This window comes from Rubripirellula reticaptiva, assembly GCF_007860175.1.
In the GTDB taxonomy this organism is placed as follows: Bacteria; Planctomycetota; Planctomycetia; order Pirellulales; family Pirellulaceae; genus Rubripirellula; species Rubripirellula reticaptiva.
The window spans coordinates 602585-618371 of sequence record NZ_SJPX01000004.1 but is presented as its reverse complement, the minus strand read 5'-3'; the positions used below and the strand labels follow the sequence as shown (position 1 = coordinate 618371).

The 15787-nt window shown below is 53.5% G+C and carries 15 protein-coding genes; 9 read left to right on the top strand and 6 right to left on the bottom strand.

Translation table 11 applies throughout. The features are described from left to right. The first annotated feature begins 288 nt into the window (after window positions 1-288). A complete protein-coding gene (locus Poly59_RS19310; protein ID WP_146535748.1) occupies window positions 289-960 on the top strand; it encodes a hypothetical protein in 672 nt (223 codons plus the stop codon). Between the two features lie 37 nt (window positions 961-997). Here Poly59_RS19310 and Poly59_RS19305 read toward each other — a convergent pair whose 3' ends face one another. Next, entirely contained in the window at window positions 998-1597 is a 600-nt protein-coding gene (locus Poly59_RS19305; RefSeq protein WP_146535747.1) for a hypothetical protein, read from the bottom strand. 270 nt (window positions 1598-1867) lie between these two features. On the opposite strand from Poly59_RS19305, the gene Poly59_RS19300 reads away from it, so the two are divergent. Further along, on the top strand, window positions 1868-4315 hold the full coding sequence (locus Poly59_RS19300) for a serine/threonine protein kinase (RefSeq protein ID WP_186776394.1): 2448 nt from the start codon (window positions 1868-1870) through the stop codon (window positions 4313-4315). A 4-nt stretch (window positions 4316-4319) separates the two neighbouring features. Here Poly59_RS19300 and Poly59_RS19295 read toward each other — a convergent pair whose 3' ends face one another. Next, on the bottom strand, window positions 4320-5390 hold the full coding sequence (locus Poly59_RS19295) for a replication initiator protein A (RefSeq protein WP_146535745.1): 1071 nt from the start codon (window positions 5388-5390) through the stop codon (window positions 4320-4322). Between the two features lie 264 nt (window positions 5391-5654). After that, complete coding sequence (locus tag Poly59_RS19290; protein ID WP_146535744.1) at window positions 5655-5897, bottom strand: hypothetical protein; 243 nt, start codon at window positions 5895-5897, stop codon at window positions 5655-5657. 54 nt (window positions 5898-5951) lie between these two features. On the opposite strand from Poly59_RS19290, the gene Poly59_RS19285 reads away from it, so the two are divergent. Both Poly59_RS19285 and Poly59_RS19280 read left to right on the top strand, forming a co-directional pair. Next, window positions 5952-6314, top strand: a complete 363-nt coding sequence (locus Poly59_RS19285) for a phosphoglycerate kinase (RefSeq protein ID WP_146535743.1) — start codon at window positions 5952-5954, stop codon at window positions 6312-6314. Between the two features lie 164 nt (window positions 6315-6478). Beyond that, window positions 6479-7444, top strand: coding sequence for a DUF3991 and TOPRIM domain-containing protein (locus tag Poly59_RS19280; protein WP_146535742.1), 966 nt, complete (start codon window positions 6479-6481; stop codon window positions 7442-7444). 435 nt (window positions 7445-7879) lie between these two features. Here the strand turns inward: Poly59_RS19280 and Poly59_RS19275 are convergent, their stop codons facing one another. Next, window positions 7880-8218, bottom strand: coding sequence for a hypothetical protein (locus tag Poly59_RS19275; protein WP_186776392.1), 339 nt, complete (start codon window positions 8216-8218; stop codon window positions 7880-7882). A gap of 435 nt (window positions 8219-8653) precedes the next feature. Here Poly59_RS19275 and Poly59_RS19265 point away from each other — a divergent pair, with 435 nt between their 5' ends. The 5 genes from Poly59_RS19265 (at window position 8654) to Poly59_RS19245 (ending at window position 11869) form a co-directional block, all read left to right on the top strand. Beyond that, window positions 8654-9094: a DUF6876 family protein gene (locus tag Poly59_RS19265; RefSeq protein ID WP_246151765.1), complete on the top strand. Its 441-nt coding sequence runs from the start codon at window positions 8654-8656 to the stop codon at window positions 9092-9094. Window positions 9095-9154: 60 nt separating this feature from the next. Further along, entirely contained in the window at window positions 9155-9358 is a 204-nt protein-coding gene (locus tag Poly59_RS19260; RefSeq protein ID WP_146535739.1) for a hypothetical protein, read from the top strand. A 123-nt stretch (window positions 9359-9481) separates the two neighbouring features. Continuing rightward, the gene (locus tag Poly59_RS19255; RefSeq protein WP_146535738.1) at window positions 9482-10492 is read left to right on the top strand and encodes an ArdC family protein; all 1011 of its coding nucleotides are present in this window, start codon (window positions 9482-9484) and stop codon (window positions 10490-10492) included. A 201-nt stretch (window positions 10493-10693) separates the two neighbouring features. Beyond that, window positions 10694-10972 (top strand): hypothetical protein, encoded by a 279-nt coding sequence (locus Poly59_RS19250; protein WP_146535737.1) that lies wholly within the window; start codon window positions 10694-10696, stop codon window positions 10970-10972. Window positions 10973-11089: 117 nt separating this feature from the next. Beyond that, window positions 11090-11869 (top strand): N-6 DNA methylase, encoded by a 780-nt coding sequence (locus Poly59_RS19245; RefSeq protein ID WP_146535736.1) that lies wholly within the window; start codon window positions 11090-11092, stop codon window positions 11867-11869. A 194-nt stretch (window positions 11870-12063) separates the two neighbouring features. Here Poly59_RS19245 and Poly59_RS19240 read toward each other — a convergent pair whose 3' ends face one another. Then, window positions 12064-12471: a hypothetical protein gene (locus tag Poly59_RS19240; protein ID WP_246151764.1), complete on the bottom strand. Its 408-nt coding sequence runs from the start codon at window positions 12469-12471 to the stop codon at window positions 12064-12066. 2 nt (window positions 12472-12473) lie between these two features. Then, entirely contained in the window at window positions 12474-15383 is a 2910-nt protein-coding gene (mobF, locus tag Poly59_RS19235) for a MobF family relaxase (RefSeq protein ID WP_146535735.1), read from the bottom strand. Between the last annotated feature and the right edge of the window lie 404 nt (window positions 15384-15787).

The window sequence follows — 15787 nt, the reverse complement described above, 5'->3', positions numbered from 1 at the left end:
AGCTTCGGACGCCCGTCGCTCGCAAGAATTCGTCATCTATCGATGCGCACGGTCTTTTGGGGTGAACCGGCATCCTGATCCAGAACTTTTTTGCAAAGAATTTGTCCCGCGACTGTTACGGGGGCGTTTGGGTAACCCATGGAATTGGATGTGCCCCAAGCGAAGCAGTAGGGGCTCCGGTGGAAATCATGGATTTTCGGAGTACGCCTGCGGCACTATGGAGTGCTTTTGCGTAGAATCCTCCGTTCACGTTTTCCCGAAACACTGCCTGCCAACGGAAACATGCCGATGCGTGATCAAGAAAGCCCAACAATCGACGGTGACCATACAACTGGCGAACGACACGAGGAGCTTGCTTTGCCGGAGGTCGAACAGCAGGTTTGGGATGTGATCCTGCGATACGCATCCCGTTACCTAAGTTTCGATAACCCCATCGGAACACCGCTCGATTTAGCGGTCACAACGTTCAAGAGCCATCTCAAAAACCACCCGATGCCGTTGACTACGGACAAGAACGACCCGACTTTCAAGCTGTTGTTGAAAAAGCTGAACGCGAAAAACGCACAATACCACCGCGATGCAGTGAAGTATTACCAGCTGTTTCGAAATGACGCTTCGCTATCAACAAATGGTGACGAGGAGGATGGGGGATCTTTTCTAGCAAACCTAGAACAGCCCGACCTGCCACCTTCCAACGAGAAGGGAAAGGTAACCAAGGCTGATCGCATGAAATTGGCGGCGATTGCAGAAACCGGTGAGTGGATCAAAGAAACACTGTCAGCGATGCTAGAAAATGGTGTTTGGGTCCAGATCGCGTTGCTAGGGCTGAGTGGAAAGGAGAACTCAGAGGTTGCATCCGCTTTGAAAATTTCCATTGCCAAAGTCGAGAGGAGCCGCCAAAAGATCAATCAACTGATGACGAAGGCTTGCCTTGATGCGGCCGAGCAACGCCTCGAATAAAGTGCTTCGCAAACCTCGGCTTATCTGATATTCGAGGCTAAATTTGGTAAGTCATTGCGAATTTTCGGCTCGCCTCGCTCATGGTCGCTCTGCGGTGAACTCGATCACGCTGATCGGCATCCGGCCACGGCGGTGAGCTCGATGCGAACTCCTCGAACATCTCAGGGGAAAGGAGCGACTTCATTAGGTTGCGACGTTCGGTTACAGGGGCTTTCCAAGGATTCCCGATATATCCTGACTGTCTCAATAGATGACATGCCTGCAGAACGGCAGTGGCTGGATAGATTGACCGAGCTGACCAGACGGCGGCGACGTTTCGCGTCTCGGGCGAGACTCCCGCGTATTCGTTCAATCGAGTCATGACGTCTGCGATAATTACTGTCAGGTCACCAATTGGATGAGCATCTGGGCTTGCTGACAACCAGATATCCCTCGCGTCTTTCGTGGTAAACTCGTGAACGTAGAACATCAACAACTTCAGCCGATCGTGAATCTGCTCTTTCAGTTCCATCGCACCATTCGAGATGATCCGTGCTTGAAATGGCGGCGGTGTGGGAGTCCCATCCGCCGCAACGGCCGCACGACGTGAAGACTCTGGATAGTTTCGAACTAGCTTCTTCCATAAATTTGACAGCATATATAACTAGTATGCTGTTTTCTCGATTTCCGCGCAACTTAAATGCAATTTGACAGTGATTTCAATACATTGAACAAATCTGAGGATCCGTTTTTAAGTCGATTGTCGGAGAGCGAGAGTGATGCAATCTCGGATGTCTGCGATATGTTCGCAAGCGAATTCCGGCATTATGCGGACCCCGAGAATAATGACGTCTTGACCAAGCCAGCTTTAGATCGCGCCTACAGAAACTTTCTTAAACGGCAGCCTGAAACGTCAACGAGTTTTCGGGTGCAACTGCTTGCAGCCCTAATGAAAGAAGAGTTGCATGCGTCTTACCTGTGCCTAGGCAAACCGGTGCCTTCCGCTGCTGACTACGCGTCACTTTATCCGAAGATGGCTGCGGCGATTGAGTTCTCTTATATCTTCGTAACACCGGAATATCGGTCGGAGGTTTCGATTGGCGGGTATCGAGTGATACGTCCTCTCGGTGTCGGCGGCGAAGCAAGCGTTGTCGAGGTTGCGGCATTGAGAGGGCGTGGTACGCGTGGTGCTCTCAAGTTCGTTCGATCAGATGATCCGGCTGGTGTTGAACGCATTCATCGGGAAGCTGCAATTATCCGTCACATCCAAAAGGCACCCAAAAACCACAACATGATTGATTGTGGTCCCGAGGAAGAAGCGGAGGGGTTTTGCTACCTGTGGATGCCGATTGTCGAAGGTGTCTCGCTGGCAGACAAGCGATCAATGCCGGTCGCGCACTTGGGCAGTGTCGGAATGCAAATCGCAGACGCAATCACGCACGTGCATCGAGCGAACTGCCTGCATCTCGACATCCACCCAGGGAATATCCGCTTGACGCAGCGTTGGGAAGACGAACCTCCAATTGCCACGTTGATCGACTTTGGCTTGGCAAAGAATCGCGATGCGGGAAACGGTTCGCTTGCACTGGTTAAAGCTGATAACGACACTCCTTTCTTTGCAAGTCCAGAACATTCGCTCACGAAAATTGATGACGAGTCCAACGAGCGTGGTTATCTGGTCGACGACAAAGGTGCGATCTACGTTGACGAGCGATCTGACATTTACGGGTTGGGAAAGACGCTCGCCTACGCTCTGCTCCGAGAGGCTGTCTTGGATCGGGCAGAGTTCATCACCCGACTCAGACAACTTGATTCGGTTCCAACACTCTTTGTTGACGCGATCATCAAGGCCACCGAATCGTTCCCGAGCAAACGCTTTGAGTCGGCTTCTGAGTTCCGTGACACGCTAAGATCCATCTTTCCTGAAGAAGCATCTCGCTCCCGCTCGGGCAAGTCAATCGCAATGGTCGCGGCCGTTTCTTCGCTCGTGTTGGCTTTGGTTGCGTTTGTACTTCTAAAGCGACAACCTTCGACAGACGAAGCGATCAATTCGAAGTTTGAATCCGCAATAGAATCAATCGACGAGCAGATAAAACGTTCGGTCGCTTCAATGAATCCTCAACCGGAACCAACATGGGTCGAGCGGATCCTACAAGACAAAGCGATCTCACCGGGTGAAATCAGCCTGGATGACTTCGCGTTCACGTACGATTTTTCTGACTCGACTCGCAATCTCTACAAGCTCGGCAGTCTGGACATCGTACTCAGTGATCGAGTGGATGATTTTGCAAGCGGGGTTGAGCTACGGCTCGGTGATTCGCCTTGGCGGTCGTGTGTGAAGTTGAGTGACAACTCCGTTGCGATATCGTTTACCGAAGAGGATCTGCTTCGAGAAGGATCGATTAATATTCAAATTGACGATGAGCCTGGCCCAGTAGTTGGGAGGACTTCAATTGGACCGTTCTCATTGGGACACAGCCTCAAGGCCATCCATGCGACGTACTTGGACAGCGAGCAGGCTCAACTTGATCGGCTGAACATGGTCGACCTTGATAACTTCGCCTGGATCACCTTTGATGGACACTGGAGATTTACTCCCGAGATCCAGCCCTACCTTCAAGACATCAAAGGTATGACCATTTATGCCGACGAAGGCGGCCATTTCGGGGAGTACCATTTGCCATCTGAGCAGCTTCAGGACGCGGCGCTCGCTCTCCCTCACCAATATGATCGCCTCGACCGCCTGTATGTTCAGCTGAAACTTCCCGGCAACAAGGAGTCATCGAAACGAGTTTTTGATCGTCGCGCAGCGTTTCGCCTCGAAACGCTCACGGCTGAAGAGAAGGAAACATTCCCCAAACGCCTCTTTGCCTATTCGGCCAAAGAGGGCTGGCATTTCACTGAAGATTTCTACACGAAATGGGAGAGGCATTTGGAGTCATTGAAGCTATCTGCTCCGCCTTCACGTGGAATCTACCATGCTCCGGAAACGAGTATTCCAATCGCTTGGAACGCCAAAACCCCATTTGGAGCCAGTGGTGGTTTTGCCAAAACCCCTCCTTTCGTCGGGACACCTGAGCAATTGAATCGGAATCTAAGAGCTCGCGGTGAAAAATTTCGTCATGCTTCCGTGCTTTATGTTCGAGCGTCCTTTGTCGACCGGTCTGCTTCGCTGCGCATCCCACTGTATGCAGATGGTAGTCACGGCGAAAGCGGCAACGATTCGCGTCCGGTTCCGCGCAGTGTTTCTTCAGCTGATGGCGGAAGCAACGGTGTGATTGGCCCATCGCAACCTTCGCCGAAGGCACAACTCAATGAAGAAAGAAAACTGCGGGAGGACCGATCAGTGATAGGCTTCGGCGGGCGTGGTCCATAGCTTTCTACGACAAACCCCTACGAGCGTTCCACTTCCGACAGAAGCCGATGAAGGCAGCGTTGACGTTTCTTGGTGGCTGGGCGTCTGACATGGCTAGCCAATCCCGCCACTGTTTTTCCAGTTCTCGAACATCCCAGCCTGGGCATTCAAGCCGGGCGTCGTGGTAGGTGTCAGGGTCAAGTTCGGGGATGAATGCCGCTGCTTCCTTCCCAGCAATCGCAGGAATGCTCCCCCTGCTCTGAAAAACAACCTGATCTTCTTCCCCATTGCCCCGCTCCAGCAACCGAACGCGGTAGTCCGGGAAGTGACTGTTCGCCGCATCGTCCTGAACCACCTTCTTGACCAGACGCTTGAACTCTTTGCTTGTGCTTCCTGAGCCGCATTTCTTGCGCAGTAGATCGAGGGAAATCTTCCACTCCGTCTTTCGGCCGCAATGTTTCCTTGCCAATTCATACATCCGGCGATCCAACGGACGGCGGAGCCTGAAGTACTCTCTCGAAAGGGTGAGCACTTCACGAGCATGAACCGCATTGAAAATCCAATCGGATAGGTTCACGCGGATCTCAGACATCCGCCCGGATTTGGTTTGACGAACGACTCGCCAACTGTCGATCAGCCCGAATCCTTCGGTGATCTCTTCGCCACCCGCTTTTAAGTTCGTTTTGATCCGCGTTCCGCTCAGTCGGTCGAACGCTGCGATAAGTTGTTCGTATCCGCGCCCGTCGGTCGTGCGGTTGGTTGTCACCAATAGGTCATGGGCAGTCAGGTGAAGTGCCCGCTTGGCTTCTTGACCGTCATTCAGTTTGGCAATCAGTTGGCTGATGCAGTAAATCAGTATGTCTTTGTCGTGGATGGTCGCTAAACCACTGCTGCTCGGTGTGACCGTGATGTTGATGTCGTTGTGGTTGTACTCACGAATTCGCGTGTCTGGTTTCGTCGACAGAGAAAAGATTGGATGTTCCATGCTTCCCATGTCATCTTTGGGAATCGCATCTGTGATGTCGCATATAAATAGATCGTCGGAATAGCGTTCCGGCAGCAATGGGTTTCGCGTGATCGATGATTCGTCCTTCATCTTTCGACATTCGTGCTTTTACACGCCAGAGTCAAGCACTTTGTGTTACCGCACACCGAAACGCAATGATTGTGCTATCAAACACCGAGTGGTTCAGTTCGTGCTTTTGCACACCCAAGAGCGTGTAGTTGCACACTTTCTTTCGTGCTTTTACCCACCCGTCGCCGGAAAACTCTCAATTCGAACAATGAGTTGCAGACGGTTTTCGATGGTCTAACACAAACTAAACTCCGTTTAACACACCCAGTCGATAGTTCGCATCGCTCAAGGCGTGATTTCGATGAACCCAACTGGCGTGATGTCACTTGGGCGATTGGAAAAGAAATTGATGACTGGTTCGATGAACCGAATCGGTTGCTTCGTCACCTGATCGTCCCATGAACTTTCATTAGCAGTTGGCGTCTGAAGTCTGGCCAGCACGTTGCCACCGGTCCCCTCCTCCGTCAATGAACTGCCCGCACCACTTTCGCTTTGCTCAACCGGGTTGTTCTTGACTGACTCAGTCAAGCCCGTTGGCTTCTTTCGTGCGTCCTCAAACGCAACCAACGAAAGGAGCACATCATGGGACTCGATATGTACGTAAAGACCACGACACAAGAACTCGATCGTGAAGTCGATTTCAAAGTCAATGACGCCGGAGAACTGTTTTTCTGGAGGAAACATCCCAATCTCCACGGCTGGATGGAGCAACTCTACTACGACAAAGGCGGTACTCAAGAATTTAGCTGCGTGCCGGTTGTCTTGACGCTCGATGATCTTCAACAGTTGGAAGCAGCGATCATTCATCATGAACTTCCGGAGACCGCCGGTTTCTTCTTCGGTCAAACGCAGGGTGATGAATACGAGGAAGACCTCCAATTCATCGAGAAAGCCCGCAAAGCAATCGCCAATGGCTACACGGTGTTCCATGACTCGTGGTGGTAACCAGCAGTGGTCGGAGCAAACCCCGCTCCGGCCACTCCACAACCAGCAATCTTGTCGTCGTTTCATCGTGCCGTCGTGTTCGCGCTCAGACAGAAAAATCGGCTCGGTGGACAAACATGAAAACAAACTTGAACGTTGTTTGCTGTCCGCGCTACTGTGGAATCATGCTTGATCGAAATGACGAATTGGAGAACTTCAAAAAGTTGAATCTCTGCGACTACGCGGCGTCACGTGGATTCGTCGCTGATCGCCGTGCGAGCTCCAAGCACAGCATGGTGCTGCGACATCCTCGCGGCGACAAGCTGATCATTGGTCGCGATCCGTCGGGCAAGTATTACTACTTCAATGCCAAAGGTGGTGATTCGGGAACGATCATCGACCTGTGCCAAATGCTCGATGGTGGCAACCTTGGCGACGTACGTAAAACGCTTCGCGCATTCGATGGTTCGATCGATCATCATGTCCCCTCCTCACCATTGCCGTTCGTTCTGCAGCCGTCTGAACATGATGCCGCTCGCGTCTTGGCCGCCTGGATGTCAATGCGGCCGATCAATTCAGGCCACGCCTACCTGACCAACATCCGCAGCATTTCCGCCGAAGTTCAAACTGACCCAATTTTTCGGGACCGTATCCGGATCGACGCGAAGGGCAATGCGGTCTTCCCTCACTTCAATCGTTCTGGTCTGTGCGGATACGAACTCAAGAACGGGAATCATAATGGAACCACCTTCACAGGGTTTGCGCCCGGCGGCGTGAAAGCCCTCGCCTGCTCTCGCCCCCGTGACACCGACCGCGAAGCCGTAATCTGCGAGACATCCATCGACATGCTCAGCATCGCGGATCGTGAAGGTACTGATCATCGGCGGTTCTTCAGCACGGCCGGTCAAATCAGTCCCATGCAGGCCGAGTGCCTTCGATCCGCAATCTCTCGAATGCCCGAAGGATCACGGGTCGTACTCGCCTTGGACAACGACGATGGCGGCAGAAAAATCGCGGCACGGATCAAAGAAGAACTCGCACATTCAGGTGTCCCTATTGTGGAGCACTATCCGCCAGTACCCGGACAAGACTGGAACGACGTATTGCAGGATCGTCGCAATGCCGCAAAGCCAGAAATGCGATTGGGCTGATGAACGTATTCACGGCGACACAGAATGCTTGTGTTTCGTAGTCACGATAATGCGTTGATACGTGTTTACTGAACAACGTTCAATCGTAATTGCGGTTTGTCGTTTCCACGCTTGGTCTAAAGCACGCTTTTGCAGTAATACGGCGCAACGTTTTCACGACGAAGCGTCTTGTTGTGCTTCTTGCAAATCGTAAATGCGGCTTTCTGCAAATCAGAAATGATTGCCGGCTGGAGGTGGGCGTTCTTGACCCGAATCTTGCTGGGGTTTCCCAGAACCTCGCTTCGTTCTTGATTTCGCTTTCGGGGCTGCTGGTAACTTGCCGGCCTGAGCCTGAAAAATGCAACGCAGCAGTCCGTTCAGCTCGTCGATGCTTTGACGGAGTTCGCGAATGTCTTTGGCAAGTGATTGGTTTTCGTCCTCTGACATTGGCATCGCCTAAAACAAATCGCCTGGAAGCGGAGGAGGGGGTCTGGGACTTACATCATCGTCTAACTCTTCAGCATTCAACGCGATTGGGCAATCGTCATCAATATCCTTGGCATCGAGCAGCGTTGATGGTCGTTGTCGATCATTCGCTGATGCTTCCGCGAACTCAACCACGATCCGCCCGTTTCGAATGGCGTGCTCCAGTGCGGTCTTTAGTTGGTCAACGCTTTCCCGAAGGACTTGAACTTCATTGGTCAGTCGTTCGATCGCCTCATCCATGTTGCGGATCTCGTCCTGGATTGGGCTGATGGACTGGTCTTTGTTCGGGCAAGCGTAGTGCTGTTTCAACGAAGGCGCGGCTCAAGGCAGCTGGCAAGATCTGGGGGCGCCGCGTTCCAATCTTCAGTTCAATCGAAGGCACAAAGCCTCCCCGACGCAGCCAATCCTTCAGATCCTGGGCGTGCTCGAGGGCTTGATCCCGATCGCCGCTTGCCAAAGCGTCAAACATCGCTGAAAGGGTTTCTTCTGGGTCCATGGCGCGGACAGTGCCACCCTTGGCGTTGCCGGTCAACAGGTTTTTGAATCTCGCGTGACCGCCTCTCCTTTCGGTTGACTGACTTTTTCATGCAGCGTCCCGCCTTGCCAACCTCGCGGCAAGGGTTTTCCTGCCAGCTACACCTTCGGCCGCTTCGGAAAATCGCTACGCGAAAACCCTTGTCACGATGCCGGCGAACCAGGCGGGGTAATCGCAGCATGGTCAATCAACAAAAGGAGAAACAAACCATGCCAGACATTGAAATCATCCATGTGACAGGAAAGCCAAAAGAGGAGGGACCGCTCACGGAGCAAGAACTCCGACACTTCACCGGCGATCTAGAACGCACACGACACGGGCTGAATCGACAAGTCATCTACACACCTGGAGTCGAGCATGTTGCCGAACGAGGGCAGGCGTACTGGCTCATCGATGCGATCGCATCCTGGATCGGTAGCGAACCATTCAACAAAGCTGCGGCCGATGATCCACGCATCAGTCAAATGCACTTCTGGACGCTCAAACTCGGGGAAGGGACCACCGCTCAGCTTTTTGCCAAGGCAGACAGTCCCGATGAACCATTCATCGTCCAAGAGATCGAATACACCGACTTCCCGCTCCAACAGATTGATATCTGGGCCGCTTTCGACGGCGAGCATTGGACGTTGTATCTGCCGAGCGAACACTAAACCGACACACGATCGGGGCAATCACGCCCCGATCAAACTTAACAAATAGGAAATGAAAACATGACAATCGTCATTCAATTTGAAAACAACAACTGGTACGCCGAAGGTGTCGCTGTAATGACAAACCGTCTCTACGAACATCCGACAATGCAATGGGCACTGGAAGCCATCGCCAAAGAGAACGGCTTCGACTTCGTCAGTGCGTTTGAGCGAGAAACCGACTATCAACTCATTCATCATCTGGCCGACGAGTCGGATGGATAAAGAAATGATTGACGTGACCAGCCAATGCGTGCCACATACGCATTGTTCCGAAAACCAAAGAAGAGAAAGGGCAGTCCAATGACTCCAACCACAGGAACCGCCCGCCCGAAAGCGTAGGGCGGCATGACACAACAAACCAAACGCAAAGCAAAACGCGACATCTATCAAGAGGTAACCGACAAGATCATCGGACATCTCGAACAAGGCACCGCACCATGGCGAAATCCAATCCAGCGCGGAACCGGCGACGGATGGCCGAAGAATCTCGACAGCGGTAGACGCTATCGCGGCATCAACGTCTTTCTGCTCGGCCTGACCAGCTGGGAACGCGGCTATTCATCCGACTTCTGGCTGACCTTCAAGCAGGCAGCCGCTGCCGGCGGTCAAGTTCGCAAAGGCGAGAAGGGATCACTGGTGACGTTCTGGAAGATGTATGTAACCAAAGACCGCGAAATCGGACTGGATGTCGAAATCCCGATGCTGAAGCACTACACCGCATTCAACCTCGATCAGATCGAAGGCATCGCGTCACCGGATGTTCCGAAACTGCCCTCTGATGCCAGCCCCTTTGAGCGGATCACAGCTGCGGAGCGGATCGTCGACGGATACGCCAGCAAACCGACGATTGAACATGACGGAGGAGGGCGGGCGTTCTATCGACCCTCGACGGACACCATTCACATGCCTGAGCAGGGGCGTTTTGAAAATCCTGAGAGTTACTATTCGACTTTGTTCCACGAGATCACACACTCCACTGGACATTCGAAGCGGCTGGATCGAGGGCTTGATACGAAGCTGGCACCTTTCGGCAGTAACGACTATTCGAAAGAAGAACTTGTGGCCGAGATGGGGGCCGCATTCTTGAGTGCATCGGCCGGGATCAGTCCGCCGACGATCGAGCAGTCTGCGTCCTATCTGCAAAGCTGGATCAATGTCCTTCGCGGCGATAAACGATTGGTGGTCAGTGCAGCCGCATCCGCGCAAAAAGCCGCCGATCTGGTTCTGGGAACCACGTTTGAAACCGTAGCCACGCCGACACAGAAAATCGCATCGTCGCAACAGCGTATCGACGACCTGGAACAGTTCGTCAACAAACCAGCCGATCCTGCTTCAATCCAATTGGATCTGTTCTAGGTATGTGGGACGAACCTGACATCACGTTTGGCCTTTCGGCTTCGGATGACAAACCAGGACACGCTGCCACGATCGATATTCTCTCAGCAAGGGGCCGTGTACTCGCTTCGCTGCGTGCCGCACCAACACCCCTTGCAGACAGAACCCCGACCGCGGCTTGCACGCGGACCATGGTCAACCAAAACGAAAGGAAAAAACGCCATGACACAAGAAACCAACAAACCAGCTTTCACCGAACGCTTCGGAGGACTGAAGGGAACGATCTGGAGAAATCCGGGGACGGATGGAAAACCCGATCGATACACCGTCAGCTACAGCCGCAGTTACAAGACCGCCGACGGGCAGTGGAAGGAAACGACATCCTTCAGTGCGATCGACAATCTGAAACTTGGGCACTTGGTCGGCAAAGTCACCGACCGCATCGCCGAGTTGAAGGCGATTGACGCATCAGGTCAAACGACAACGTCCGAGAACGAATAAGACGATCGAGGGTGCCGACATGTGGCCGGCATCCTCCACCAAACCGAAACCAGTTAGAGAAAGGGCAGTCCGATGACTCCAACAACAGGAACCGCCCGCCCGAAAGCATAGGGCGGCATGGCAAAAGAATTCTTCACGTTACCGGCGAGCAAAACACTCGTCGAACTCTTCGCTCAAACCGCTCGGCAAACCGGGCACGCGAGAGGTCGAGTCTTTACCGACTTCTTAACCGTCAGCAAATGTGCTTTGGCAGGCCAGACGATGGAAGCCGAGTATCATGCGACCATCGAGCAGGGTTACACCGACGGCCCGAAAGGCAAACGCGGCATCGACACGCTTGCCCAAGGCTTTGCGATGCTCGTGAACGCCATGGAAGAAACCCAAGCCGATGTGCTGGGCGATATCTTTCAAGGTGCCATCACCTACGGCGAGAACGGCCAGTTTTTCACACCCGACAGTGTTTGTGATTTGATGGCGTCGATGACGGTGCCGGCCGAGCGGACCGATGAACCCAAGTCCGTTTGCGACCCTGCCTGCGGATCGGGTCGGCAACTATTGGCCGTCGCCAAGCATCAACCACACTGGGAATTGATCGGACAAGATATCGACCACCGTGCCGTGATGATGACGGCGATCAACCTCGGCTTGAACGGACTACACGGCTGGGCCGTGCATCAGAACACGCTCACCCTTGAAGTGCACCGCGTTTACAAGATCGGCTTCAATCCGGCCGGTGGCGTCATTGCGGACGTGCCCGTCGAGCGATCACCGTTTAATGTGACGGCGGTGACCAATGCCAACGCCCCAATCCGTCAAACGTCAGCGAGCGAGCTCACTATCAGAGACACGACGAGTCGTGACCACGATGATACGGCCTCACAGCTTGACCTTTTTTGAAGTTGCCACCAGTCCGCCTGAGGGCTGGCGTGGCATGCCTTGAAGCTGTCACATCGCGGCGAACTCACGCTCTTGCTCAGAGTTGGGCTCGTCATCAAAGCACCCGGCCCGAATCTTCGTTTCCCATTGCCCCGCCGAAGACGCTTCTTTTCTACCGATTGGAAGAAATCCCAAATTTGGGATTTTGGGCTGACTCATCCCGCATCGATTGGTTCGATGCTGATGCTGTCGATCTCTGGTGACGTTTCAGGGCGTTCCTCACCGCGTGGATCGGCTTCCGAGATCCATCGAATCATAGCCATGCCAAGCAAGTTCGTTAGTTCTATGAGATTGCGGCCTTCGATGGTGATCATGACTCGGCTCATTGCGAACACACCGATCTGTACGAAACCCGCATCGCGGCTACGAATTTCGCGAACATCGCTGTAGGCGAAACTGACCGTTTGCCCGTTGTTCATCCGAATCTGAAACATCATTGGCGGCAGCTCGCCGTTGCGAATTTTTCCATAGGGCAGTTCGTCAGATTTGGAGGCGGGCGTTTGTCCAATGTTATGCACATTGGCGCCGCGATGGTCGGCAAAGGCCTGGGCGGGACGTGTCACGATCAAATACTCCTTCCGAATTCGGGGAACATCACTCCAGTCGCAACAGTGCGACCTCGGTCATTCAAAGAGCGATGGCGGGTGTCGGGTGATAGCGGTTGCTCGCGTGTATCGCCTCGCCACCACCCAACGACGCGGTCGCGGAAGGAACGCCAAGCATGCCGGCTTTGCCTTGAATCTTGTTGATGGCGAGTTGGTTCAGGCGACGGAGACTTCTGTTCTCGTGAATTGGCTGGCTGCTTCATCATTTCGGTTGCCGACAATTGCTCACCGCTTCGCATGATCGCTTGCCGTATCTTTGCCTTGTCATCAACGAAGATCATCACATCTTCGCTACCACGCGAGACCGTCACGTAAAACTGTTTCGCGTTGATTGCGGGGAGGGATGACTCACCCATTGCCGCCATCGCGATGTGGCGGTCTTTACCTTGGCTTGCGTGACTGGTGATGACGTACCCCAAATCCATGTGCCCGTAGTCACGCTCGACGATCCAACCGTTCTTCAAAATTAGATTGCCGCTTTTGTCGAAGCCTTTCACTTCGTCTAGCCGCCCGTTGCTAATCCGTTGCTTTCCACCTCGGGCAGTTCCGCCCAAGCTGAAGCGGATTTTGTCGCCGGCCGCGATAGCGATCTTATGTTCGGCGTAGACCTCGAACCGATCCGCCGCTGCCAAGGGAAGCTTTTGCTTTTCACCACCACCGACGGGCGCGATAAACACCTCTTTTCCGATTGCCCCCGCGATGCGGTAGCGAGATCCCCGCTTGAAACCACCTTTTGCGTTCTGATGAAACTGCACGATCCCACCGGACTGGGATGCGTAGGTGATCGCTTCACTCTTCTCCGCATTCGTCAGGTTCAGCGATTTCAATCGAATGAACTCACGTTCGTCGTTCGACAAAGCCCCTTCGTCGCGAAGCGACGTCCGAATATTTTCGGTCACCGCCGCCGCTTCCGCATGCGTTGGTGCGACGACAAGCGTGGACTTGCCAGACTTTTCGGCAGCGAGATAGTTATCGGCGAGCTTCTCATGCCTATCGTCCAAGTCGATTTCATGGATCTTGCCCAACGCGTCGAGTGCGTCAAAGCCCGCGAGCAATCCCGTTTGCCCGGTCTCGGCATTCACGACTTCGTTGCCACGGCTGATGAGTTCGACGGCTGCTTTGTAGCGGCCTTTTTGTCTCTGGATCGCTTCAACGCGGGCGATGTTCAATCCGGCTTCGCGCTCGAGCAATCGCATCGCCTCGCCACGACTCGGTGATGAGTGCTGCCGCGTATCGCCCGATAGGATGACACGAGCGTTTTGTTCTTTGGCGATGTTGAATACGGCATTCATCGAACGCACATCCATCAACCCGGCTTCATCGATCCACAACACTTGATCACGCACGTCAGCGTGAAGCTTTGTGTTGCAAATCAAATGCTCGACCGTCTGAGCATTTCCAAAACCCTTTTGCTGCAATACCTCCTTCGCGCCAGTACTTGGAGCGAACGTGTAAACCGTCTTCCCGAATTTCGCGATCGCTTCGGCAGCTTCCTGCATCAGGGAGGATTTTCCCGTTCCCGCGCCACCTGTGACCGCCATGACGGCGTCGCGTGACCGGACGACATGACGAACGGCGTCCTTCTGTTGATCATTCAGCCACGTTCGCGAGAACTCATGTTCTGAATCACCGATCGCCTTTCGCGTCCCACGTCCGTCACGGGCGTAGTCGATCAAGCGTTTTTCTGCATTCAGCACTTCGCGAGTGGTAATCAGTTCTCGCACGCAGCCATGGTCCGGCATCGACCGCTCGATCTTGTCGACTCGATTCAGGGCATCTTCGATCTGTTCAGGCTTGATTGTTAGGGCATGCTCGAGAGCCGTCCCGACGATCTGATGTCGCTCGACGGTCGATTGACGGAACAGATGATGATCGAGAGCGTATTTCACCGATGCGATCGCTTGGCTTTGCTCGTCTTCCCCCTGGTCAATTCGTTTGCCGTCCAACAGACGGGAAAAGGCCAATCTCTCTTGGTTCGTCAGTCGGGATTGCCATTCGTCTCGCAATTTCTCGACGGATGCACCGTTGTCCTTTTTTTCGCGAGTCTTTTTCCCGAGCGAACCTTTCTCTGCGGCACCGTGAATCCCATTTTCTTTGGCATGTTGTTCGACCTGTGCGGTGCGTCGGCTGTACTTTTCAATCGTCTTGCGGTCGATGCCATCGATCTCCCAGCCCGCTTTGATCTTTCCCGATTGTGTGAACCGCGTTTGAGTGACCGCATAGCCAAGCTCTTTTTGAAGCTTGCTTGCCAGGCGTGATTCGAACTTTGCTTGGAGGCTCGGACGTTGCCGAACGATCTCGCCCATTTGGCCGGCGTAGTGAACGCCATTTTCTTCGGTCCAGTTAATAACGAAGGCATGGACATGTAAATGCGGATCGGCGGTGCCATCAACCGGGCGAGAAGTCTTGTGAAGGAAATCGGCGTAGACCAGTTTGCCGGTCGTCGCTTTTTGTTCCGAGTTAGCGTGCTTGCCTGTTCGCACGCGCCGCTGCATCAGCGGTTCAACATCTCGCTCCATCGTTTCACGCACCGCTTCGCGGAGGGCTTCGATCAAGCGTTCGTCTTCGTTGATCGCCCACGCGAGTGAAACGCTTTTAGGAACCGAGAACGTCAGGTCCATTCCGGGACGACGGTCTTTCCGTGATCGCTGCGTTAGGTCTGTTCCGTTGACAGGATGTTTGCCGAGAAGCACTTCGCTGAACTGTTGTTTGGTGACGTCACTGCCGAGTCCAAGACCCAGCAGTTTGGCACCGCGACCATGCCACTGGCCGTTCACTTCTTGGCCGAGATAGTAGTCACCCTGCGTCAGAACTTGGTCAAAGTATTGACAGGTCGCAGCGACGTTTTTTCCTTGAGTTGCGATGAGCATGTTGAACCATATGAACCACCTGACTCAGGGGCAAATGAAGAAGTAAAAATTAGATAGGCTTGTCCCCTAAGCAGAGCTTTGGACAAACCAAGACTTCCACGCATGGTCCGAAATCGCAACGGTTCACTGCGAAACTGTCCACAGCCATTGCGTGGCTTTGCCACTTTTACTTCCCATTCTGGCAGAACGCAGGGGCAGAGAAATTCGGTATTTTCGAGTCGTAGTGGCCTCGCCAATATTCGCTGTTGGACGCGCGATCGCACATGCAACATACTGTATGACATCTGCAATGTTCTCTTAAAAGGCAGGGCATTCCGATGAGTAAAGCTTCGTTGATTCATCGACCGGATTGGCCTCGGACTTCTTGATTACTCGCGAGAATTTTGGTCGCTTCAGGATCTCAG